The 25,121-nt window shown below is 42.7% G+C and carries 20 protein-coding genes; 9 read left to right on the top strand and 11 right to left on the bottom strand.

Annotation, left to right across the window (positions count from 1 at the left end):
- Positions 1-35: 35 nt before the first annotated feature.
- Positions 36-602: an adenine phosphoribosyltransferase gene (locus M917_RS09610; protein ID WP_021814628.1), complete on the bottom strand. Its 567-nt coding sequence runs from the start codon at positions 600-602 to the stop codon at positions 36-38.
- A 361-nt stretch (positions 603-963) separates the two neighbouring features.
- Here M917_RS09610 and M917_RS09615 point away from each other — a divergent pair, with 361 nt between their 5' ends.
- Together M917_RS09615 and M917_RS09620 are read left to right on the top strand one after the other, a co-directional pair.
- The gene (locus M917_RS09615) at positions 964-1,128 is read left to right on the top strand and encodes a rubredoxin (protein ID WP_021814629.1); all 165 of its coding nucleotides are present in this window, start codon (positions 964-966) and stop codon (positions 1,126-1,128) included.
- A 27-nt stretch (positions 1,129-1,155) separates the two neighbouring features.
- Complete coding sequence (locus M917_RS09620) at positions 1,156-2,217, top strand: alpha/beta fold hydrolase (protein WP_021814630.1); 1,062 nt, start codon at positions 1,156-1,158, stop codon at positions 2,215-2,217.
- A gap of 124 nt (positions 2,218-2,341) precedes the next feature.
- Here the strand turns inward: M917_RS09620 and M917_RS09625 are convergent, their stop codons facing one another.
- Entirely contained in the window at positions 2,342-3,346 is a 1,005-nt protein-coding gene (locus tag M917_RS09625) for a WG repeat-containing protein (protein WP_021814631.1), read from the bottom strand.
- A gap of 471 nt (positions 3,347-3,817) precedes the next feature.
- On the opposite strand from M917_RS09625, the gene M917_RS09630 reads away from it, so the two are divergent.
- Positions 3,818-4,750 carry a DMT family transporter gene (locus tag M917_RS09630; RefSeq protein ID WP_021814632.1) on the top strand — a complete coding sequence of 311 codons (933 nt, stop codon included), beginning with the start codon at positions 3,818-3,820 and terminating at the stop codon, positions 4,748-4,750.
- A gap of 230 nt (positions 4,751-4,980) precedes the next feature.
- Here M917_RS09630 and M917_RS09635 read toward each other — a convergent pair whose 3' ends face one another.
- A complete protein-coding gene (locus M917_RS09635; RefSeq protein ID WP_021814633.1) occupies positions 4,981-6,429 on the bottom strand; it encodes a solute carrier family 23 protein in 1,449 nt (482 codons plus the stop codon).
- A 526-nt stretch (positions 6,430-6,955) separates the two neighbouring features.
- On the opposite strand from M917_RS09635, the gene M917_RS09640 reads away from it, so the two are divergent.
- A complete protein-coding gene (locus M917_RS09640) occupies positions 6,956-8,389 on the top strand; it encodes an L-serine ammonia-lyase (RefSeq protein WP_021814634.1) in 1,434 nt (477 codons plus the stop codon).
- A 144-nt stretch (positions 8,390-8,533) separates the two neighbouring features.
- On the opposite strand, the gene M917_RS09645 is transcribed toward M917_RS09640, so the two are convergent.
- The 3 genes from M917_RS09645 to xthA form a co-directional block, all read right to left on the bottom strand.
- Positions 8,534-8,932, bottom strand: a complete 399-nt coding sequence (locus M917_RS09645; RefSeq protein WP_021814635.1) for a DUF4377 domain-containing protein — start codon at positions 8,930-8,932, stop codon at positions 8,534-8,536.
- A 442-nt stretch (positions 8,933-9,374) separates the two neighbouring features.
- A complete protein-coding gene (gene argJ, locus M917_RS09650) occupies positions 9,375-10,598 on the bottom strand; it encodes a bifunctional glutamate N-acetyltransferase/amino-acid acetyltransferase ArgJ (protein WP_021814636.1) in 1,224 nt (407 codons plus the stop codon).
- A 206-nt stretch (positions 10,599-10,804) separates the two neighbouring features.
- Positions 10,805-11,629 carry an exodeoxyribonuclease III gene (gene xthA, locus M917_RS09655; protein WP_021814637.1) on the bottom strand — a complete coding sequence of 275 codons (825 nt, stop codon included), beginning with the start codon at positions 11,627-11,629 and terminating at the stop codon, positions 10,805-10,807.
- A 173-nt stretch (positions 11,630-11,802) separates the two neighbouring features.
- Between xthA and M917_RS09660 the strand changes: the two genes are divergently transcribed.
- From M917_RS09660 to M917_RS09680, 5 genes are all read left to right on the top strand, one after another.
- Complete coding sequence (locus M917_RS09660; RefSeq protein WP_227500832.1) at positions 11,803-12,420, top strand: acyl-CoA thioesterase; 618 nt, start codon at positions 11,803-11,805, stop codon at positions 12,418-12,420.
- Positions 12,421-12,486: 66 nt separating this feature from the next.
- A complete protein-coding gene (locus tag M917_RS09665) occupies positions 12,487-13,308 on the top strand; it encodes an ABC transporter ATP-binding protein (RefSeq protein WP_051354268.1) in 822 nt (273 codons plus the stop codon).
- A 73-nt stretch (positions 13,309-13,381) separates the two neighbouring features.
- The gene (locus M917_RS09670) at positions 13,382-14,176 is read left to right on the top strand and encodes an ABC transporter permease (protein WP_021814641.1); all 795 of its coding nucleotides are present in this window, start codon (positions 13,382-13,384) and stop codon (positions 14,174-14,176) included.
- A gap of 518 nt (positions 14,177-14,694) precedes the next feature.
- The gene (locus tag M917_RS09675; protein ID WP_021814643.1) at positions 14,695-16,386 is read left to right on the top strand and encodes a long-chain-fatty-acid--CoA ligase; all 1,692 of its coding nucleotides are present in this window, start codon (positions 14,695-14,697) and stop codon (positions 16,384-16,386) included.
- Positions 16,387-16,919: 533 nt separating this feature from the next.
- Entirely contained in the window at positions 16,920-18,620 is a 1,701-nt protein-coding gene (locus M917_RS09680; RefSeq protein ID WP_021814644.1) for a long-chain-fatty-acid--CoA ligase, read from the top strand.
- Between the two features lie 99 nt (positions 18,621-18,719).
- On the opposite strand, the gene M917_RS09685 is transcribed toward M917_RS09680, so the two are convergent.
- From M917_RS09685 to sohB, 5 genes are all read right to left on the bottom strand, one after another.
- Positions 18,720-19,589, bottom strand: a complete 870-nt coding sequence (locus M917_RS09685) for an SDR family oxidoreductase (protein WP_084606227.1) — start codon at positions 19,587-19,589, stop codon at positions 18,720-18,722.
- A gap of 327 nt (positions 19,590-19,916) precedes the next feature.
- Positions 19,917-20,672 (bottom strand): histidine phosphatase family protein, encoded by a 756-nt coding sequence (locus tag M917_RS09690; protein WP_021814646.1) that lies wholly within the window; start codon positions 20,670-20,672, stop codon positions 19,917-19,919.
- A 55-nt stretch (positions 20,673-20,727) separates the two neighbouring features.
- Complete coding sequence (locus M917_RS09695) at positions 20,728-22,023, bottom strand: phosphotransferase family protein (protein ID WP_021814647.1); 1,296 nt, start codon at positions 22,021-22,023, stop codon at positions 20,728-20,730.
- Between the two features lie 201 nt (positions 22,024-22,224).
- Complete coding sequence (locus tag M917_RS09700; protein WP_040642680.1) at positions 22,225-23,475, bottom strand: acyl-CoA dehydrogenase family protein; 1,251 nt, start codon at positions 23,473-23,475, stop codon at positions 22,225-22,227.
- Between the two features lie 383 nt (positions 23,476-23,858).
- Entirely contained in the window at positions 23,859-24,839 is a 981-nt protein-coding gene (gene sohB, locus M917_RS09705) for a protease SohB (protein WP_021814649.1), read from the bottom strand.
- Positions 24,840-25,121 lie beyond the last annotated feature (282 nt).

The raw sequence follows: 25,121 nt of genomic DNA on the forward strand, positions 1-25,121 counted from the left end.
CTTTTTTATGTTATAGAACTGGCCTAAAACAGGTGTTAAGCCTTTAATACCGTATAAACTGGTACCGGAAACTCGCCATGCAAATCGACCAAATCCAGCAGTACCAAAACACCGACCACGGTATGACTTGCTGATTGGCAAAGCTCGTAAGCAGTTGTCAATGTACCGCCAGTAGCCAAAATATCATCAACCAACAATACGCGCTCAGGTGGTAAATTGTTTTGCATCTCAAGCGTGTCTTTACCATACTCTAATGCATAGGATTTATTAGCGACAGGTGGGGGCAGCTTACCGGGCTTACGCAGCAAAATCATGCCCTTACCCAATCGACCTGCCAGCAAACTGGCAAATACAAACCCGCGCGCTTCTACAGCTCCTAGGCAGTCTACCTCATCCATCAACCCGTCTGGCAATGCAGCAAGCAATGCATCAATCACCTCATTAATATGACTGCGCAGTAACGGAGTAATATCATAAAAATCAATGCCGACTTTTGGGAAGTCTGGTACTGTACGAATAATTTGCCAAAACCGATGATCTGTATTGAGTATATGAGACGGTTCGGCGGCGTTGTTAGCGGATATGGTGGCATTGCTGCTCATAATAACCCTTAGTTTATATGGCTTAGATAACAGTGTATAGATAATAACATAACGGTCGTGAGTCACGATGATGATAAAGATTCATGAATGTCACTATGGATTTTGCGTTGGCAATTATATCATAGCTAACAGAAATGTTGTGTTTTGCGAGATAAGAATGGCGTTACTCATTGCAAAATGCAGCCTAGACTGACCTTGATAAAAGCCAATCAATCTCAATATACAAGTGTAAACTTAACTATGAAAATCATGGTTATATGCTAAACTACGTGCGCTTTTGCAGTCGAATATACGGACTGTGACTCTAAATATAGGCGTTAACCCCTTACTGCAACACTGGTAATGATCGATAGGATTATTTATGAAACGTTATGAATGTATCGTCTGTGGCTGGATATATGACGAAGAGCTCGGCTGTCCTGAAGAAGGCATCGCTCCTGGCACCAAGTGGGAAGACATTCCTGATGATTGGACTTGTCCAGAGTGCGGTGTCGGCAAGCTTGATTTTGAAATGCTTGAAATTTAGTAGCCGACCCTCTAATTAGGACACTTCATGACAAAATCAACTGACATCAATGACTCCGAACTGTCTGAGAGCTTGGCTGCAAACTCAAGTAACTCTCCAGCATCCGACTCCAGTCATTATCCAACACCTGAGTGGCAAAAATTCGGTGAACATCAATGGTGTGACTCTGACCTTAGTGAACACCTCTACCAAGCCATGATCGATATTGGTGATGGTATTGAGCTTTGTGTTGAGGCTGGCGGTAATCCCAATCATCCACCCTTGCTGATGGTAATGGGGCTTGGCTCGCAAATGGTGTTTTGGCCAAATAATTTTGTTAAACGCCTTATTGATGCAGGGTTTTTTGTGATTCGCTTCGACAATCGCGATATTGGTTTGTCCTCTAAGGTTCAGATTGATGGTCTGCCGCGCATCAGCCAACTCAAAATGATGATGCGTTTACAGACTGGACTCTCAAATAAAGGCGCGCCCGTCGCTTATAATCTGACCGATATGGCAGAAGACACCGCGCGTTTGATCAAAGCCCTTAACCTTGGTAAAACACATCTGCTTGGTGCCTCTATGGGCGGGATGATTACACAAATTGTAGCAGCCCGTTATCCCAGCCTTGTGCAGCGCATGGCACTGATGTTTACCACAACCAACCGTGCGTTTTTAAGACCGCCAAAGCCTAAGCAGTTGTACACACTGATCAATCGTCCAGAAAGCCATTCTGAACGCGATATTGTGCGGCATAGCGTCTGGTTTATGAAGACGGTTGGTACACCAGGGCATGTAAACGTACGCATGGTGCGTGAGATTGCCAAACTTCGTTATCAGCGCAACTTTCACCCACTTGGTACTGTACAACAGCTCAATGCTATTTTGGCATCAGGTTCTATTAGCCGGTTTAGCAAACAAGTAAAAGCCCCCACTATCGTGCTGCACGGTAGCGCAGATGGACTATTGCCTGCCTCTCAAGGGCGTGTGGTTGCCAAGACCATTCCGAATGCGACGTTTCACTTAATCGAAGGCATGGCCCATGATATTCCTGAGTACTATCAACCTTATATGGTCGACTTGATTCGCAATCATTTATCAGACCAGTAATTTTGCCACTCTCATTACTTGGCTGACTGGCAATAAAAAAATGTAAACCCTGCGATAGGGTTTACATTTTTTTCTTATGTTAAATATCAATTTTTGTCTTAAATGCTAGATTTAAATAATAGGTTCAATCACAACCAACACCAGCGCCTTCTTTATCGATACACATCTTATCCCCATTTTGTAAATTACCGATCCAAGCCTTACCATCTGTAAATACAAACGCTGACTTGCCTTGATAATCACCATCAGCTGACACACCGCTATTAGAAAAACGAAAAGGAATCACAAGCTCACCGCCAAGATTGACAAAACCCCAGTCTGTACCAATACGTACGCCCGCCAGCCCTTCAGAAAATGCGCTCACTTCGTCAAAAGAATAGGTAATCATGGTCACATTGTTGTCATCAACAAACCCCCATTTACCATCTTGCTGACGTGGTGATAACGTTGTAAAACGACTGGGCGCTGTTTGTCTTGATGCTGTTTGTCTTGAAGAGTCTGATGCGTTGGCGCTGTCATTAGCAGCAGACTGTGCTACGGTTTTGTCATTGTTCTTACTGTTTGGATCATTTGTCGTTTTACCGTTTGTATCCAGCCAGCTGATCGCGTTATTTTTACGAACACGTGTGACGCCATTTTGATAATTATCGATGTCACTGATCGTAGATGAGAATGGCACGATGGTTTGATTGGAGGGGCTAATCACTCCGTAGTTACCGTCTTTTTTTACTACGATACGCCCGTTAGATACTGGACGCGCCCAGCCCTGACTTCCGGTTAGTGTGTCATACATCGTAGGGACGGTTTCTTGACCTTGCATGTTGAGATAACCGACTTTGCTATAGCGTTGCACAGGGAGCAAACCACCTGATAACTTGCTGACATCGACTTTTTGATAGCGTAATAAATCAACAACGATTTTGCCTTTACTGTTGATCAAAGCCACGGGCGCGCCAAAATCTTTCGTTGCCAAAAAATAGCTGCTGTTTGCCGTACAAGCCACATTTTTATAATAACTTTTGGGAATTTTACAGCTGGCGGCTTGTGCCGTTGGCATCACAAACCATGCACCAAATAACATGCCAATAGCCAAACCGTATCGAGGCACTGTCGGTGATAATTCACCCATTAAGAATCGTTGTCGTTTTGATAATGAGCGTCGAAACATAAGTAAACCTAAGCCAGTCACATTGAGATTTTTAATCTAAGAATATAATGATGTATATGAGTTGACCATTATAAGTCGCTAGAGTAGCAGACAGGTTTATCGCCGCCAATATCATTCCTGTAAGAGTGTAACGCAACTATGTAGGCATGCCATAATTCGTGAATAATAATGAGAATAAATTGTGGCATAGCCATTTCTTTTTAGTCTTAAAACCTTGACAATATGGCCTGTGCTAGCATCAACGTTAATATATAGCCAGTTCAGTTTAAAAAAATACAGTGCTGCTGAGATGAATTTTCCGAAGCCTCTGGCGTGCAAAGCACACAGCAAGCGAGGAAAATTTATCACAGCAAAGTACGATTCAAAACGTATGTCGTTTATGTTGAATTGACTATAATCAAATAAAAAATAATACTGCTATAAGGGTCATTTATGGCTATCGCTTCTTCACGCTCTGCACCTATTGGCTTAGTCATTGGTTGTGTCATATTCGGTTTAGGTAGCTTGATTGTCGCTCACGTTGATGTCGGTGGATGGGCAATGTCATTTTGGCGATTGGCTATTTCAGGTATCGTCTTTGCTGTCTTAGCCAGATTCATGGGGCAGCGTTTACCCCGCTCAAGACGCGCGATCTTTTATAGCTTATTGTCAGGCGCGTTTTTAGGTTTAGATTTGGCGCTTTGGCATGAGAGTATTTATGCTGTCGGCCCTGGTATTTCAACCTTGCTAAATAGCCTCCAGATTTTCTTTTTAGCGGCGATTGGCTTTTTATATTTTAATGAACGCCAATCTATTTTGCAGCTCATCAGTTTGTTTTTGGCCATGTTTGGTGTGGCAATGATTGGCAGTCCTGAGTTTGCTCACAATACTGCTGCTACGTGGGGCTTTGTCACTGGGATTATATCGGGTGCGATGCTGGCCGCATCCATGACTTTTATTCGTAAAACGCATGATACAGAACCGACGCCGATATTTATGCTGATGCAGCTGATTAGTATTGGCGGAGTTTTGGCGATGATTATTCCGATGCTCGTGTTTGATATGGGCAATATTTTACCTAATACGTGGTCTGAGATTGGCTGGATACTGGTTTATGGCACAGTGATGCAGTGCTTGGCATGGGGTCTAATCGCCTACTCTATACCTAAGCTGTCTTTGGCGTTGACTGGATTGTTACTGTTGACAGAACCCATTGCCGCGTTGATCATTGACTATAGCTGGCTGGACAAACCAATTGATACTTTACAATGGAGCGGCGCGCTACTCACTATGTTTGCCATTTATTTGGGTTCATTAAAGCCTAAACCTCGTGCCCTACGCCGTTATCGGTTTTTTGCACGATTCTATAAACGCAAATACAAGTAAGCTTGATATATGGTCAATACTGCATAAGATAGATACACAACCTTATAGGGCAAGACGGGTACAAATTTTTCTTGCTTATTGTGCCGTTGCTGCCAGAGGCTACAAAAAATTTATACCAGTCTCGCTGACTTTTTATGTTGACCTAACTACAGTTGGCTAATAAAAAGCGCCCTTTCTACACAGTGATAGAATGGGCGCTTTTTAAGATGTAAAAACTCAATCGAACTTGATTATTTAACCAATGAATTTTTGGCCGCCTTTGCCTCAGCGCCTTGATTAAATAAGGCATTTAGTACGATAGCTGCCAAAGTAGCCGTACCGATACCGCCCAAATCAAAACCACCTAAGTGCAAGCTAAAGTTACCCGTACCCATGATAACGGTTACAGCAGCGATAATTAAATTGCTGTTTTTGCTAAAATCGATATGGCTGTCTATCCAGATTTTTATCCCAGCCACAGTGATGAGACCGAATACTACGATAGAGGCGCCGCCCAATAGTGCCGCTGGTATCGTTTGAATGATCGCACCAAATTTTGGTGATAGACCCAATAAGATAGCAACCAAACCAGCAACCACAAAGATCGTTGTACTATAGACCTTGGTAACGGCCATCACGCCAATATTTTCGGCATAAGTGGTGACACCCGTACCGCCGAAACCTGCTGAAAAAGTCGTCGCCAAACCATCAGCAAAAAATGCTCGCCCCATATAAGGGGTCACACGTGCCTTGGTCATGCCTTCGACCGCCTTAAAATGCCCTAAGTTTTCAGCAACCAAAATAAAGGCCACAGGTGCAATTAAGACAATCGCGCTCATCTCAAAAGTTGGAGTGTGAATACTTGGCAAGCCAAACCATGACGCCGCTGCCACACTACTAAAATCAATGGCTGACCCAAAGCCCATAATATTTGTCATCACAAAATAGGCAATGTATGATAGTACCAAGCCCACCAGTAATAGTAGACGACGTAGCATACCGCGTGTAAAAACTGCCACACCACTGATAAGTAGTACTGTCAATGTCGCCATCCAAGCATCGAACTGATTGGCAGACACCCCTTGGATGGTCACAGGCGCTAAATTCAGACCGATAATCATGACGATAGCACCAGTCACGATGGGCGGCATTAATCGCTCTATCCAGCCCGTGCCAGTCTTCATCACTAGCAGGCCAATCAATGCATAGATAATGCCACAAGCCATAATGCCACCTAATGCGACATTTAAATTATCGTTGAATCCTGCACCTGCATAGGCTGTCACAGCGATGACTGGGCCAATAAAAGCAAAGCTTGAACCCAAATAACTAGGCATACGCCCACCAGTGATCATAAAGAACATCACGGTACAAATACCTGACATTAAGATGGCCAAGTTAGGGTCAAATCCCATCAATAACGGCGCAAGCACGGTAGCACCAAACATTGCAAATGTATGCTGCACACCCAATAATATACTTTTTGATGGTGGTAAATATTCGTTGATACCGACCGGATCACGATCTAAGTCACCCTTATATGGTCGCCATGTCGGAAACCAGTGACCATTTTCAAAGTCTGGATTGTGCGGATAATTGATAGCTGCCGAATGAACCCCTGCCGTCTCTAAAGTGTTTTGAGCTGGCTGATTGTTGGCGCTGTTTTCTGAATGTGAGGAGTGATCGTTTTGAGCTGGCATGCGCGCTTGTCCTATGTGAGCTGAGCTAAAATAACGAATAAAATAAAAAATTGATTCAAGCAGGAAGTCAGTGAATAGGAATGTATGACGAGAGATTTTTATAAATAGCCACTCTAATTTTCCCCATTTATAATATGTCGTTTCAATTCATTCATTTATGTTGTAATGTGGCAAACCGAAAGTGTTATTTGGTATGATGCTTAGGTTTTGCTGGCTGTATTGAAACAGATATGTTTTACTAAAAACAGTGATGGCTATCTATGCTTTGACGTGATATATAGTGACAACAAACTTACAGGATGTTACATAGTCACTGGCTTTGAGCATGATAGCGGAGTTTCAAAATAAATAAAAGTTATTATTCAGTCACCGTTTGTACACCTTTACCTTAATACTTTGGACAATCATGCTTTATATGCCCGTTTTTTGGCATCATGAGTAATGGCTGTCTATTATATTCTCAGTCATAGCGCCTAGAGCAGTTCAGATAACATGCTAGAGCGCTTAAAATTTTCGGTAGCTTATTATGATTAGTGTTTTTGATTTATTTAAAATTGGCATTGGCCCATCAAGCTCGCATACGGTAGGACCGATGGTGGCTGCCAATTTATTTTTAGCGTCATTAACCAAACAGTCAGCATTGACGGCTGTTGACAGAGTAGAAATTGAGCTTTATGGCTCTTTGGCAGCGACAGGCAAAGGGCACGCAACAGACACCGCCATATTACTAGGATTGCTAGGACACACGCCAAGCACCATCGATACGCGATTGACCAGCGACTATCTGTCTCCTATTTTTGCGGATAAACAGCTCAATATCTCAGGCACTCATGTGATTGAATTTGACACAGAGCGAGATATTCATTGGTATGATGATACCGTTCTTCCCTATCACCCTAATGCATTGACGCTTCGAGCCATATTGACAGACGATACTCGTTATCAGCAAACCTACTACTCAATTGGTGGCGGCTTTGTGATTAATGAAGAAGATGCCACTGATCCAGACGAAGATCATGCCAGCCCAACCATTGATAAGGTTCCTTATCCATTCAATAATGCGGCAGAGCTGCTTGAGCAATGTCATCAGCATGAACTGAGTATCAGTGATTTGGTTTTGGCCAATGAATGCCATTTTCATGATAAAGAAGAGGTGTTTGCTTACTTAGATAGTATTTGGGATGTGATGCAGGACTGTGTCAAACAAGGCTGTGAAAATGGCGGAATTTTGCCTGGTGGCCTAGATGTCAAACGCCGTGCGCAAGATTTGCACCAACAGCTTTCGGCTGAAAAAGATCAGCCAATATCACAAACTGATAAATTAGCAGCCATGGATTGGGTTGATTTATACGCGCTCGCCGTCAATGAAGAAAATGCCAATGGCGGAAAAGTGGTTACAGCCCCGACCAATGGTGCTGCGGGTATCATTCCGGCAGTATTGCATTATTATCGTGACTTTTTACCCCATTATAGCCAAGACGGCGTGCGTAAATTTTTATTAAATGCCACCGCAATTGGTAGCCTCATCAAACAAAATGCCTCAATCTCTGGTGCTGAAGTTGGCTGTCAAGGTGAGGTCGGTTCTGCTTGCGCTATGGCAGGCTCTGCATTAGCAGAAATCATGAATGGCACTCCCGCCAAATGTTTGAATGCAGCTGAAATTGGTATCGAGCACAATTTAGGGCTTACCTGTGACCCTATTGGTGGGTTGGTACAAGTGCCTTGTATCGAACGTAACGCCATGGGCGCGGTAAAAGCCATTAATGCCGCGCGTCTCGCCTGCCGAGGCAATGGTCAGCATTTTGTTTCTTTAGACAAAGCGATAGAGACCATGAAACAAACCGGTGCAGACATGTCCGACAAATACAAAGAAACGGCTCGTGGTGGTCTTGCCGTCTATGCTGACAATCGTATTCCAACGGCGACTCACGGCGTTAGTGTCAATTATAGTCAGTGTTGATTTAATGGATTGGCTTCGTTGTTCAAAGTAGCTAAAGCAAAAAGGCCTCTAACGAATTAGAGGCCTTTTTTATGCGATTATTTTTAGGTGACTACTGTTAGGCAATTATGAGCAACTTATAAATATAAGCCTATAAAACTGACATTATTCAGCCGTTTTTGAAATCACTTCATTTAGAATCCAAATTGGTTGTACCATGTTAGAACCCTCAGCCGTTACTGCTTCTTGACGTACATCAAGCACATAGCGGTAGTTTGGCTCATAAGTAAAGCCTTGGATATTACCATTTAAGGTATTATAGTTTTTTTGATACGTCTGACGATACTGTAGGCACTGTGATTCGACTTTGGTGCCATCCGTTGCTGTAAGATCACAAACCGCCTTGCGTGGGGCAATCTCTACTTCAAAGCTTGGAATGTTAACCACTTTAACGTTCATGGTCTGCCCTTCAACGACCATCGTACGCTCGTTATCCATACCCATCGTAGAACAACCTGACAAGGCGAAAGTCGTCATTAATGCTGCAAGTGCTAATTTTTTCATTATTCAATCCTCAGTTAATTGGTATTCATTGTGTAGTGCTTGCTTAAATTTATTGTTGTAAACGACCTGCAATAGTTAATGAATATTCAAGGCATATTTGGCAACTGTCGTGATATTACCACCAATACAAAACTTGTAACTCATTCATTAGCACGAGATGAGGTCAAAGTTCTGAATAGCTTTAAACTTAAGACATTCATTAGGATATCTACAATGTCGTCTATTGTTTACTGGAACTAGTATAGGTCGTCTACCTCCTGCTTCTCTATGACTGCTTTGTAAAGTAACGTCAGATTTTGCAACTGATGTTAATAAAACGTATTGAATGCGAGACTAAATTGATAATCACTGAAGGCTAAATAGCAAAAAGCCAGAACGATATATGCTCTGGCTTTTTGCTATAAATGAATACATCTCGAACAATTATGAGAGCCAAAAATACTTAACTGCGGTAATCGGCATTAATCTTGACGTAGTCATAGGATAAGTCACAGGTATAAACCGTGTCGCTGGCGTCCCCACGGGCAAGATCGATATGAATGGTAATCTCAGCACGACTCATGACCGTTTTGCCTGCCTCTTCCGTATAATCTGGGGCAACGCCACCATTATGGCAAATCATCACTTCATCCAAATACACATCGACTTGTTCTGTGTCGAGATCCTCGATACCAGCGTAGCCTACTGCCGCTAAGATACGACCCCAATTGGCATCACTGGCAAAAAACGCTGTCTTCACTAAAGGCGACTGCGCGACTGCATAGGCCACATCGCAGCATTCTTGCGTCGTCTTACCGCCCGTGACTTTCACTGTCATAAACTTGGTGGCACCTTCTCCATCACGTACAATCAATTGCGCCAAACGGACAAAGACTGCCGTTAAAGCCGTAAAGACTGGCTGATAATGCGGATGAGATGGGCTGTCGATAATATCTGAGCTGGCCGCACCTGTCGCTATTAACACGCAGCAATCATTGGTCGATGTATCCCCATCGACAGTGATACGGTTAAAAGACTGCTCATTGATAGCAATAAGCATCTCTTGTAATAAATCAGCAGCGATATTGGCATCCGTTGCCACATAGCCCAGCATGGTCGCCATATTTGGGCGTATCATACCTGAGCCTTTTGACATACCCGTAATATGATAGCTGCTATTGTCCACATCGATTTTTTGGCTGGCAAGCTTGGGAACGGTATCAGTGGTACGAATACCATTAGCCGCTGCCAGCCAATTGTCAGCAGCAAGGTTCGCTAACGCCGCATCTAAACCCGCAATCACCGCGTCACTGTTTAATGGCTCACCAATGACGCCAGTAGAAAACGGCAATATGCTATTGACATCTACGCCTGTTTTATCTGCCAAAGCGTTACAGATCTCGACAGCACGGCGCTTACCATCAGCGCCCGTACCTGCATTGGCATTGCCCGTATTGGTAACTAAATAGCGTGGACTGGCCTTGACAAAATGCTCACGCAGTACGCGTACAGGCGCGGCACAAAAGGTATTTTTGGTCGTTACCACCGCAGTGGTGGCCGTCTCCACTATCTCAATCACCACCAAATCATCGCGATCTTTGTAGCGTACGCCTGCCGCAGTCGCACTTAGTTTGATACCTTCGATAGGGTAAATAGTGTTGGGTACTGCAATATTTCCGACAGCCATAGATAAATCCTTATTTTTTAGCATTTTTATAGAACATCATTTAATACAATCATTTCAAGATAAAAGAGCGTCAGCAAAAATAGCGCTCTGCTGGTATAAATATTCCTCGCTTGCTGTGCGCTTTGCATGCCAGAGGCATCGAAAAATTCATCCCAGCAGTACTGTATTCTTTTTAAAGTGCATCGACTATAAATACTATCTGAATCTTACAATTTACTTAAATCAAATGCCGACCAAATGGGTGCATGGTCAGAGGGTTTTTCCATGGCACGCAGCTCATAACTGATCCCTGCATCGACACACGCCTCAACCAAGTCAGAGGTACACAAAATATGATCGATACGTAAGCCCCGCTTAGGATCATCATTGAAGCCGCGACTGCGATAATCAAACCAGCTAAACAACTCTGTACTCTCTGGATAGTGCAAACGGTAAGTATCGGTCAACTCACGTCCCATTAAATCACTATACCATTCGCGCTCTTCTGGCAAAAATGACGTCTTTCTATTTTTTAGCCAACGCTTAGCATTGACTTCACCAATGCCAATATCGATATCTTCTGGAGCGATATTCATATCGCCCATCACAACGAGCGAGCGCCCTTCTGCTTTTAAGGTATCGATATAAGCCATTAAGTCCGCATAATACGCCCGCTTCATCGGAAATTTGGTCGGATGATCTTGACTTTCCCCTTGTGGAAAATACCCATTAAGCACATCGATTTCGCGACCTTCAAACTCGTAGCGCGCATGAATAAAACGCTTTTGCGCCTCCACGTCTTCACTAGGAAAGCCTTTTTGGACAAATATAGGTGCAACCTTAGACAATAGTGCCACACCGTAATGTGCTTTTTGGCCAAAGTACTCTACGTGATAGCCCAAACTTTCTATATCTGTGAGTGGGAACTGCTCATCATGAACTTTGGTTTCTTGTAGACCCATGACATCAGGATCGATGACCTCTCGTATGGCCTCAAGCTGATGCTGACGGGCGCGAATACCATTGATATTAAAACTGACAAAGCGGGACATAAACCATCCTATACTGATTGATTAAACTAATTGATGAAAATATGGTGCTGATAAAAAACGATGATAACAGACGTCAGTCCGTCCTATGTGTTGCGTGCTTTTGTATCTTAAGATAGAGTAACGCTTATGATCACATACATCGTTTTTTATTGAGTATCACTATGACAACAGCCATGAGTAAAAATACAAACGCAGTAACTATCTCTACTAAAGCAAAGTCTAATAAGGCAAAATCTGATCAAAAGCCTACGCCACTGTTTGCGACTGATTATAACGTTTATATTAATCATACTGACGCCGGTGGCATAGTTTATCATGCCAACCATTTGGTATTCTTCGAAAACTGCCGTCGCGACTGGTTTGGGCAGCTTGGGTTAAACGGTTATTTTCTCAAAGATGATGATGGTGACGTACAGCATTTTGTCGTGAGTCAGGCAGACTTGCAATACAAAAGAGCCATTTTGTTGGATGAAGTCATCAATGTGCGCATCGATAAAGTCGAGCTAAAGCCTGCCAGCATTATATTTTATCAAAGTATTCATCGTCGTACACCAGATAGCAGCTCTAGCGATTCTGATGATAACACCAAAGCGAATAATCATTTATTCAATCAGACATTGTTAAGTAATGCCAAAATTGTTATTGCCTGCGTGAAAAACCAAGTCACATCAGAACGGGTATCTGATAATAAGCCCGATACTAATACCGCACCCATGCGACCTATTCGTGTTCCTCAAGCACTACGCAACGCAATCCAGCAGGTAATCACCCAAAACGCTGATGAGTCGTAACATTATCAGGATTATACGGCTTGTATTTAGGATCAATCATACATTGGCACTCATAAGAAGAACGTTATGCTAGAGTTCAAAAATATCTGGGTGCACAGTAACCGTTCTATCATAAACCCAAGTCAAAACTTACCTTCTACTACTACACCGCTTTTATCTAGCACGGCCCATAAATGGCTCAAAAGAATAAAGAAAGATGACATTAAAGACAACGATTTATCTCTCTCTAAAAACGCATTAATAAAAGGTATCAATGGCAAATTGTTATCCGGACAAATCACGGTTTTGACGGGTGCATCTGGCAGTGGTAAGTCGTTATTATTACGTGTGCTGGCGGGTTTATTACCCATGAGCAGTGGCGATGTCTGTTTGCAAAGTGCTGGCGAGCCAAATAGTCGTACCTATCATGATACTTATCATAGTATTCATAATACTGCACCCATACAATGGCGCACCCAAGTCGCTCTACTCGCACAGCATCCACAATTGCTAGAAGGCAGTGTGCTAGACAATTTACAAATGCCATATCGTTTGCAAGCGCATCAGCAGCGTCGTTTCGATAGGGAGTGGCATATTGCACAGCTTGCTCATTTAGAGCGTGGTGCTGACTTTTTACATCAAGCGGCCACTCACCTATCTGGTGGTGAGCGGCAGTTGGTCAATACTTTACGTCTTTTACAGCTGAGGCCGCGCGTATTACTATTGGATGAACCTACCGCTGCTTTAGACGGTGAAACCTCAGCCCAATTGGTACAGTTGCTTATTAATTGGTTGCGAGCAGATACGCCGCGCACATTATTATGGGTGACTCATGATACACAAGACATCATGCCATTAGCTGATAACCATTGGCATATGCAAGCAGGCGTATTAACCGAATTGTCTTAATACCAAACATAATAAAATCCTTAACACAGTCTCGTTAAACCCTACCTGACAGTCACGATTATAATGAGCACTTATGAGTGGTATGGATGATATGCAAGTATTTTTAACTTACGGTGATATTGCCCTCGCCAGCAGCCTAATCGTCATCGTCCTTATCGTCTCTTGGAAATTGCGCTTGCAACTGACTAAGACACTGTTGATCGCTGCTATTCGTACAGTCGTCCAACTGAGTTTTATCGGTTTGATACTGGCATGGATTTTTGCACGTGAACAGTGGTACGAAGTGCTATTGATTTTAACCATTATGACGCTGATTGCAGGGAGTGCTGCCAAAAACCGAGTCAAACGCACTTATAAAGGCTTATTGACTGACACCCTTCTCGCAGTCAGTGCTTCAGCTGTATTGGTCACAGCGATAGCAATCGTCATGATTTTAAAAGTGCAGCCTTGGTATACGCCGCAATTTATTATTCCTATATTGGGTCTGATACTAGGTAACTCTTTGACTGCCATCTCCTTGACGAGCAACCAGCTGATTGAAACCTTTCATGAGCAGCAAGGCCGTATTGAAATGATGCTAAGCCTAGCTGCCAGACCGTTTGAGGCGGTACACGAGCCTATACGTACCGCCATCGTTAATGGCATGACCCCTACACTAAATTCTATGCTAGTCGTTGGTATTGTCAGCTTACCCGGCATGATGACGGGTCAAATACTGGCTGGCGCAGATCCCACTCAAGCAGTCCGCTATCAGATAATAACCATGTTCTTGATCTGTGTAAGCAGCACCCTCGGCTGCACGATAAGCGCCTTGCTTATCTATCGACGTTTCTTTAACAAAAAAAAGCAATTAATCCTACCTCAATGACGGTTAAGAAAAATCTATCGTCAGAGTATTTTAAAAAAGAAGATTCTAAAAACGCGACGTCGATAAAGACCACCCTTCACCAAAACAACCATTATCTCATCAAACGGTAGATGCATGATGGCTTTGTTACTTTTGCATCATAGATATACTCTATTTTTCAGCTTTATTTATGCACTGCTCAGTGTTGCATACTAGTATTACATTCTATGAGATTCATGCTAAGGTATTGCTCAAATGTATCGATTTTTTGATAATTTAATGGTAAATAACTGATATCGCTTATTTAATAGCAAGCATGCTTTTATGGTTGAGCCATCTATTTATTTACTCTGCTTAATTATTCTCATTAATAGTAGTTAAGAATAATTGTATAAAGCAGCAAAAAATTAGCAGCCAGTCAATAGATAAAGATGTTCAGCGATACAGGATCTACGTCAGCGCTGAAGTATTTTCTTGACAAGGATATGACTGCTCTACTAACAAATCCCAACCTATTTTAAACTTCAAGGACGCTGACTATGACGCTGAATAAACCTTGGCTCAACCATTATCCTAATGGTGTACCTAAGACAATCAATCCCGACAAATATAGCAGCATCATGGAGCTATATGAAGAGTGTTTTGAGCGTTTTCGTATGCACCCAATGACTATCTGTATGGGCGTTACTCATACTTATGGTGATGTTGATAAAGCCTCACTTGCCGTGGCGGCATGGTTACAAGCACAAGACATTCCTAAAGGCAGCGTCGTCGCACTCATGATGCCAAACGTCCCTCAATACTTGCCAACGATGATTGGTATTTTGCGAGCAGGCTACGTCTGTACCCCAGTCAATCCATTGTATACCGGTCGTGAACTGCGTCATCAATTGAATGATTCGGGTGCTCAGGTTATTTTTGTGGTTGATAACTTTGCTCAAGCACTTGAGCAAGTAGTGGATGAGACCGCTATTAAGCGAATTGTATTGTCCAAATTGGGCGATATAATGGGATTAAAAGGAATGCTGGTAAACACCATTGTTCGCCAAGTCAAACGCTTGATACCTAAATATAAGCTCGACGACCCACGGCATGAAGTGACTAAGTTTCCTGATGTCCTAAAAAAAGGTAAAAACCTGCCCTTCCATCCGCCAAAAATGAGCTTAGATCAGTTGGCCATCTTGCAATATACTGGCGGCACGACTGGGTTGTCTAAGGGCACTATACTCACTCAGCGCAATATCGTGTCAGCGGCCTTGATGGCAGAAGCGTGGTATCGTCCTGTGACCTCAGAGATTAATGAGGTCTACATCAATATGGTCATGGCACTACCGCTTTATCATATCTTTGCGTTTTCGCTCAGTTTACTGGGTATGCGCTCGGGCTATACATTTATATTAGTGCCAAACCCACGTGATATGCCGGGCTTTGTCAAAACCTTATCCAAACAGCCGTTCCATATTTTCCCAGCGGTCAATACTTTGTTTAAAGCCTTACTTGAGCAACCAAGCTTCAAGTCTTTGGACTTTAGTCCACTACGTATCACGCAGGCAGGCGGTATGGCGGCAACTGAGCAAACTGCGACCCGTTGGTTAGAAGTCACTGGCTGCCCAATGGTGGAAGGTTGGGGCATGACTGAAGGCGTGGCTGGTGGTACAGCTAACCTTATTACTGATCGCAAGTTCAACGGTACGATTGGTATTCCAGTACCAAGTGTTGACATCATTCTCATTGATGAAGATGGTGAACGCGTGGGCTTAAATCAAGCGGGTGAGATGTGTATCAAAGGGCCAAACGTAACCTCTGGTTACCTAAACAGAGATAGTAATGAGGACTTTACCAGCGAGGGCTACTTCCGTACTGGTGATATCGCCAGCATGGACGAAAAAGGCTACTTTACTTTATTAGACCGTAAAAAAGACATGATATTAGTTTCAGGCTTTAATGTTTTCCCCAATGAGATCGAATCGGTCATGCTGGATTGTGATGGTATTATCGATTGTGCGGTGATTGGTATCCCAGATGAACGCCAAGGTGAAGCCGTTAAAATCTATATCGTCCCTGCTGACAACAATGTGACAAAAGAAGTCATTAGTGAATTTGCCTTAGACAATTTGACGGGTTATAAATGCCCACGTCATATCGAATTTGTTAGTGAGTTACCCAAGAGTAATGTGGGTAAAGTATTGCGTCAAAAACTACGTGAAAAGCATCAATTAGACCACTCTTAATACTGGATCAAACATTGATGATTAAAAAATCTTTGGATTAAATATCATTGCTATATTTATGAGTCTTTTCTTAAAAAAATCGGTTCATATCTTCATATACACTATTAATTGCCTTGTTACTTACACCATATATTCTCTGATTTATCAATTTGAATTATGAACTCCCAAGTTCTTGTATATGATTAACTAAATAAATCATACTTATGCTAATGTACCGCAAAACGTGTTACGACAATTTTTCTTGATGTAAATTACTAATACTTTTAGTTAACTAACATCGTTTAAAAGTAACAATTCTTAGGCATTAATACTATTGAACCAACCGTTTAATCTACTTATGTGTTCGCTTCTTTGTGGTCAAATTAAAGTGGTTAAATTAAATCTTATAAAGGCTTCTGTATTTAAGCAGTATGTGGATAGACAGGATAGCACTCGACAATTCCTTGCTCACAAAGCAACGATTCTTATTGTTGACATGGATGTGACTAACTTTTTATAGACCCTTAACTTATCTCAATTTAAGGACGCTACACATGACAGTAGATAAACCTTGGCTCGCTCAATATCCAAAAAACGTACCCAAGACCATTAATCCCGATCAATACAAAAGCCTTATAGAGTTGTATGAAGAGTGCTTTGAGCGTTTTCGTATGCACCCAATGACTATCTGTATGGGCGTTACTCATACTTATGGTGATGTTGATAAAGCCTCACTTGCCGTGGCAGCATGGCTGCAAGCTCAGAGCCTACCTAAAGGCAGCGTGGTGGCACTCATGATGCCAAACGTCCCTCAATACTTGCCAACGATGATTGGTATTTTGCGAGCAGGCTATATCTGTACGCCTATCAACCCGCTATACACGGGTCGTGAGCTGCGTCATCAATTAAATGACTCGGGTGCTCAGGCAATTTTTGTGGTTGATAACTTCGCTCAAGCCCTAGAGCAGGTCATTGAAGAGACAAGTATTAAGCGTATCGTTTTATCAAAAATGGGCGATATGATGGGCTTAAAAGGCATCTTGGTCAATACGGTTATCCGTCAGGTCAAACGCTTAGTACCTAAATATAATCTTAATGACCCTAAGTATCATGTCACTAAGTTCCCTGATGTGCTCAAAAAAGGCAAAAACTTACCTTTCACTACCCCAGCAATGAACTTAGATCAAATAGGCATATTGCAATATACTGGTGGTACAACAGGTCTATCTCAGGGCACGATATTAACTCAGCGTAATATAGCGGCTTCTGCAATGATGGCAGAAGCGTGGTATCGACCTATTACCTCAGAAATTAATGAGGTATATATCAATATGGTCATGGCCTTGCCGCTTTATCATATCTTTGCTTTTTCACTTAGCCTACTAGGTATGCGCTCGGGCTATACTTTTATATTGGTACCAAACCCACGCGATATGCCAGGCTTTGTCAAAACCTTATCCAAACAGCCATTCCATATTTTTCCAGGGGTGAATACCTTATTTAAAGCCTTACTGGAACAGCCAAACTTTAAATCCTTAGACTTTAGCTCGCTAAGCATCACACAAGCGGGCGGTATGGCAGCAACTGAGCAAACAGCGGCACGTTGGTTAGAGGTGACTGGCTGTCCTATGATTGAAGGTTGGGGTATGACCGAAGGAGTCGCGGCTGGTACTGCCAACGTCGTTACCAATCGCAAGTTCAATGGTACTATTGGCATACCAGTCCCTAGTGTCGATATTATTACTGTCGATGAACATGGCAAGCGTGTTGGATTCAACCAAGCGGGTGAGATGTGTATTAAAGGACCGAATGTCATGTCAGGTTACTTTAATAAAGACAATTCGAACATCTTTACCAGCGATGGTTATTTCCGTACTGGTGATATTGTTAGTATGGATGAAAAAGGCTACTTTACGTTACTAGATCGTAAAAAAGACATGATATTGGTATCAGGTTTTAATGTGTTCCCCAATGAGATCGAGTCTGTGATGCTTGATTGTGATGGAGTCATTGATTGTGCAGTGATTGGTATCCCTGACGACAATCAAGGCGAGGCCGTCAAAATCTATATCATTCCTGCTGATAACAATGTCACCAAAGAAGCGGTTAAAGAGTTTGCATTGGATAATTTGACAGGTTACAAATGTCCGCGCCATATCGAATTTGTCAGCGAGCTACCAAAGAGTAACGTGGGTAAAGTACTGCGTCAAAAGCTGCGTGAACAACACCTATCAGATAATCCTCAAACAATGTAATACATGTATCATTATTTTAAAATAAGCACCAAAAGTAAAAGCCCACTATATTAAATATAGTGGGCTTTTTGTTCATTCGTTTTCATCAAGTTGATCGTATTAACTGAATTTATTTATCATTTGCAATGGCAAGTGCTTCATTGCCCGACCGACCATTGACCACGGTAGACTCGGTACACATGCTTCATCTACCCTAGCCTCAATCGCCGCAACAATTGCTTTGGTGCCAGTATCGGTATCTACTTCGAATGGTAGTGGTTTTGCGTTTTCATTAATCTCAGTGCGAATATACCCTGGAAAAATCGTAGAGACCTGAATCGGCAGTTTGGTTAAAAGCATATCCGCACGAATGCCTTCTGCTAAATGCGCCAATCCTGCTTTACTCGCACCATAGGCAGTCAGATGCTTGGGCAGTCCGCGCATGGCTGACATGCTGGATATCACAACCAAATGACCGCTATTCTGGGCGCGAAATATATTCATCGCCGCTTCACATTGTGCCAATGCTGATATAAAGTTGATTTCAACAGTACGGCGATTGGTATCGAAACGTCCTTTACCGATACGCCGACTATCGCCAACCCCAGCATTGACCACCACTCTATCGATATGACCGAAATCTTCGACAAAAGCGTCAAATACTTCAAATATCGCCTCATAATCGCTAACATCGAGCATACGGTACTCGACACGAATACTAGGGTATTGCGCCATAAGCTCTGACTGTAGACGTTCCAAACGATCGGTGCGGCGCGCACATATGGCAAGATTGTAGCCAAGCTTGGCAAAAAGCCTTGCCATCCCCTCACCCAAACCCGAGCTTGCACCTGTAATCAATACGGTTTTGTCTCGTCCAGCCTGCTGTTTATTTAAATCCTGCAAGTAGCGTGATGGCTGAATGGCACTAAATATTTGATTTTTACCTTGACGGGCATTTTTGGTTACCAAATGTATCAATTTACGTTGCATGGACAGTCCTTTTTTATCAATATTGGCTAGAGTCGGTAGTCTATGATATCGCAAATCTGTAGATTGAGTTTGATAGTTATGAAAATACACCAAAAGCACACAAGAGAAATTCATAGCAGTAGCACTGCTTTTTTGTGCTACTCTTTTATTTTAAACTCGCTACATCCTTAGGGCGTGTTTGATAATTCGACCATGACACTGACAGAAACTATTTTTTAGGCGATTCGATGGTAAAAATAGTGAGTATAGTCATTCTATACGCCTATTTTTAGCAATCAGCAGTGTCTATTTGTGAATATCAAACACGCCCTATTATTAATTGCCAGCTTATCGCCAAGTGACAAAACGCTTTCCCTCAGAAAACAAATGGCTATATTCATTTAAAGATATCAAACGGGTGCTTTGATCTTTTAGTGTAATAGAGGTGACACCCGTATTGACTAAGCTTTTATTCAATTGATAGGCAATTTGGCTGCCTTGTTTTAATAACTGCGCTGTAATAGCAGCAATCACACCGCCTGAGGTAAAAACCAGTACCGTACTGTCTTGATCGAAGTTCAGATTGACCACTTTTGTACGTACCTGTTCAAGCGCTTGCTGCGCCCGATTATTAAATGTTGGCCAGCTCTCGATATAATCTTGGTCATTGTCGCCACCATGCCAGCGCTGCATCGCTTGATCAAACAATTCAGCCAAACGTGTATCTGGCACGTCTGACTTAGCAATTTCAGCCACAATCGCCGCTCGACTGCTAAAAGCCGGATCAGACTTCACAAATACGTCTTTATGATTGAATTCATCAAACTGTGGCAAAACGTAGCTGTCAGGCTCATTTAGATTGATGATAGGCGTGCCATTACTATTCTCAGTAGCGACAGATGATTGATAACGCGCCCAGAAATGCTGGGCAGAGTCGCGTTGCCTGACCAAACTACCTGTAAAAATGGCATCGATTCGACGCTGCGTACTGGCATAATGCTGACCGAGCATTTGTGCCTGAATGCCGCCCAGCTCTGATAGCTGATCGTAGTTTTCTTGTCCAAAGGACGCCTGACCATGACGCGCCAACAGTATGGTTGTCATAATATATTACCTTTTATCGTAGTTTCTAAAATGCGGTTTGTTCGATATTTACTGTTCAGTATTCACGCTTTACAGATTTCTGAGAATTTTGCACAAAATAGCTTTTTGGCAAAATACCTTTAATAACAGCTTGTACAGGACTTGGTAATTGCTCAATGGTGGCGGCATCGACACCCATATCCTGTAAGTGTGGCTGCACACGGCTAATAAATAACGCCTCACCTTCGTACTGAGCAATCAACTTAAGACACTTAGCATGCAGGACATGCACGATAATCCAAAAGTTCTTAAAAGTGGGATTGGTCGTTTGTTTATTATAATAACGGTAGTAAATTTGCTGGACAATACCGGCTAAGCGAAACAGGCCAAACACTTCATAAAAAGTCCAGTTATCTATCTTTAAGTCAGTTTGTTCAAGGTAGTAAGTGACTACTTCTTCACGAGTCATCATGCCTTTTAGGTGTGTGGGCTGACGACGTGATTGTTGCATAATAATGTTGTCATCTTCTTCAATCCAATATGCCAAGGCGCTACCCAAATCCATCAATGGATCACCTAGAGTTGCCATTTCCCAATCGAGAACGCCAATCACTTTAGTCGGGTCATTCGCCGCCAAAATCACGTTATCAAAGCGCCAATCATTATGAATGAGGCAAGTTTTGCTATCAGCCGGTGCGTGCTTACCAAGCCACTGCCGCACCAGTGCAAAGCTTGGTACATTGGGTGTTTTTGCTTTGACATAACGCTTATCCCAGCCACTAACCTGACGGGCGCAATAGCCTTCACCGCGACCCAAATTAACCAAATCAGGATGCTTCTTATAATCCACTTGGTGCAATTCGATCAAAGCATCGATGACATTGGTACACAATGCACGCGTTTGCGCTGTGTCTAAATTAACGCCTTTTGGTAGATTGGCACGAGGAATGATGCCTTCCATGCGTTCCATCACATAAAAATCAGCGCCAATTATGTCTTCATCCGTACAGAGTGCCACCATCTTCGGCACATAAGGATAAGCATCTTTTAATGCGTCTTGCACGGTATACTCGCGTACCATATCATGTGCGGACTTGGCTTTGGTGCCTTTTGGCGGGCGACGCAAAATTAAATCTTGGCTTTTATCTCCACCTTCATATTGCAAGCGATACGTCCAATTTGAGGCGCCCCCTGAAAACTGAGTAACAGTGGGTTCGCCTTGTATGTCGATCCCTTGATCACGCAACCATGTGCTCACTGCTTTGGTATCAAGCGCTTCACCATCACGGACCTCACCGCCTTTATCTAATATTTTATGATTAATTTCCGTATTTTCGCCGTCGGTATGGCTGGCATGCTTGTCAGTTGCCATAAGATGTTCCTTATCATGTGGTCATTTATTACTATAAATTTATTGTTATAAAATTTGATGAAAAATTCACTACTAAATCATTAATAGTGAATTTTTATTAGGGCGTGTTGAACACTCAAAAATAGATACTGTTGATTGCTAAAACTATTCGTTAACAGTCGCGGTGACATTATGAATGATCCGCATAATCAATCATTGAGATTAAGCTTTTGTAGGTTTAGACGGACGACTGAACCCTTGACGCTTTAATTCTAATTTGGCGATCATGGTTTTATGCACTTCATCGGGACCATCCGCCAGACGTAATGCTCGTGCTTGCGCAAAGAAGTTTGGCAGCATTGTATCTTGACACACCCCCATGCCACCATGAATCTGAATCGCCATATCGACCACTTCTTGCAATACTGTTGGGGCAACGACTTTGATAGCGGAAATTTCGGTCAAGGCAGCTTTTGTTCCTTGCGCATCCATTTTTTGTGCGGCGTACAAGGTCAGCAGCCGTGCTTGGTCAATTTTAATACGGGCATCGGCGATACGCTCAAAATTACCACCCAATTGTAGCAAAGGCTTACCAAAAGCGGTGCGCTCCATACCGCGTTTAACCGCCAACTCTAAAGACTTTTCGGCAGCACCAATGCAGCGCATACAATGGTGAATACGACCGGGCCCTAGGCGACCTTGAGCAATCTCAAAACCCATACCCGGCCCGCCAATAAAATGACTCACTGGTACGCGTACATCATTGAAGCTGACTTCGCCATGGCCGTGCGGTGCATCATAATCACCGAACACTTTGAGCATACGCTCGATTTCGACACCTGCTGTTTTTGCTGGCACCAGCACCATGGAATGCTGATGATGGCGATCTTTATTTTCATCAGGGGTATACGCCATAACGATTAAGACATCCACAGCCGGATCACCAAGACCCGATGACCACCACTTACTGCCATTGATGATGATCTCATCACCATCCACCACAGCCGTCGCTTGCATATTGGTCGCGTCACTTGATGCCACATCCGGTTCAGTCATACAAAACACAGAACGCGTTTTGCCTTCTAAAATAGGCATCATCCATTTATCTTGCTGTTCTTTGGAGCCGTAACGCCACAACAGCTCCATATTGCCACTATCAGGCGCGTTACAGTTGAACACGTAAGGTGCCAGCAAACTGCGACCTGTCAACTCTGCAATTGGCGCATAGTCAGTGACCGAAAGCCCAGCACCCAAGGTATCATCGGGCAAAAATAAATTCCACAATCCAGCTTCGCGGGCTTGTTTACGCAGGCTCTCGTATTTTTCTGGCCACTGCCAGTTCTTCCAATTGCCATCGGGGTTTTGCTCATGACAATCTTGCCAAAACTGGGCTTCGATTGGCTCAATATCCGTCTCGATGAACGCTTTAACTTTTGCGTGCATGGCTTGACCATGTTCTGTTGCGGTAAACATCAGTATATTGTTAGACATAAATGACTTCCTTTTCTATGTTGATTATTTTAATCAATTTCCAATTAAACACTGCCAATAAAAAGCTGATAGTATCAATACTAAATAAAATGAATACATTACAACGCTGAACTGGTATAAATTTTTCTTGCTTGCTGTGCCTTCGCAGACAGAGGCTGCAAAAAATTTATGCCAGTTCTGCTGTATTCCTTTTATATTGACCTGACTATAGTGTACGTGCGTATACTGTTTTTCATATCCTATATTTATAACACAGCAGTTATCAATAAACAGCAAAAAGGCGCGACCCGTTAGGGCACGCCTTTTACAAAATACAAACAATGGATAGATTAAGCGCAAAATGCTCAGCGATTTTAGATAAAGAACTACTTTAAAATGTTTAAACGACTATTCAAATCAAAACGCGCCAGCGCATCCGGTAGCTTGTCAACTGCCATACTCAGGGTCGCTTCTGCTGCTTGTGCCAATCCCAGCTTTTCTGCTAATGTCGGCTTCTGACGGGAATGTAGCGCATAGACCTCACTCTCTTCCATTAGATTTAAAATATAACTATCAGACGTTTGTAGGCTATCAATTAACTGAAGTTTTAAGGCATCTTCACCATACCAATGCTCACCCGTTGCTACTTTAGCAACCTCTAATTCTGGACGATATTTATTGACAAAATGTTTAAATAGCGCATGCGTCTGCTCCAGCTCTTCTTGATATTTAGCGCGATCCGCTTCATCATTTTCACCAAATACCGTTACCGTACGCTTATAATCACCAGCGGTAAACATCTCATAGTCTACGTCGTGGTTTTTGAGCCATTTATGAAAGTTAGGCAATTGTGACACCACACCGATTGAGCCAATAATGGCGAATGGCGCAGCGACAATATTGTCCGCGACACAGGCCATCATATAACCACCGCTCGCAGCCACCTTGTCGACACAAACGGTCAGTTTCAAACCCGCTTCTTTTAAACGAACCAATTGCGCTGCTGCTAAGCCATAGCCATGCACCAAACCACCACCTGACTCAAGGCGCACGACGACTTCATCGCCTTTATTCGCAGTACTGATTAGCGTGCTGATTTCTTCACGTAAATGCTTAACAGCCGTGGCTTTGATATCACCATCAAAATCCAAAACGAAAACTTGTGATTTGTTATCAGTATTTTTTTTCTTGTTTTTAGACTTTGATTTTAGTGCTTGTTTGGCTTTTTTGGCCATGGTCTTTTGGAATTGCTTGAGGGCAGCTTTGCCTTGGGTCGCTTCCATCAAATCTTCGCGGCGCTGCTTTTGTGTTTCGTTAAGGTGTATTACTCTTAGCTCAACAGGGTTTTTAGGGGGATGAAATAGCATGATTACAAATCCTCAAGTCAGTAAATATATCAATATAGCTGGTTTTATTAGCGTGACGTTGATATGCGCACGCTTTGCCACATTTTCAAGCAGAATAATAATATTTAACCCAATACAAATGTTACTGAATAAATACGGCGATACCGGAGTGATCCGATACTCTGATTGAACTCAGCTGGTTGTATAATAATGGCAGATTAGGCATAATATGCGTTTATATCAAATTCTCTGTAGCCAACGTGATGACTGTTTGTCTTAATCGCGTTATTTGTGCTTTTTTTT

The organism is Psychrobacter aquaticus CMS 56 (assembly GCF_000471625.1).
In the GTDB taxonomy this organism is placed as follows: Bacteria; Pseudomonadota; Gammaproteobacteria; order Pseudomonadales; family Moraxellaceae; genus Psychrobacter; species Psychrobacter aquaticus.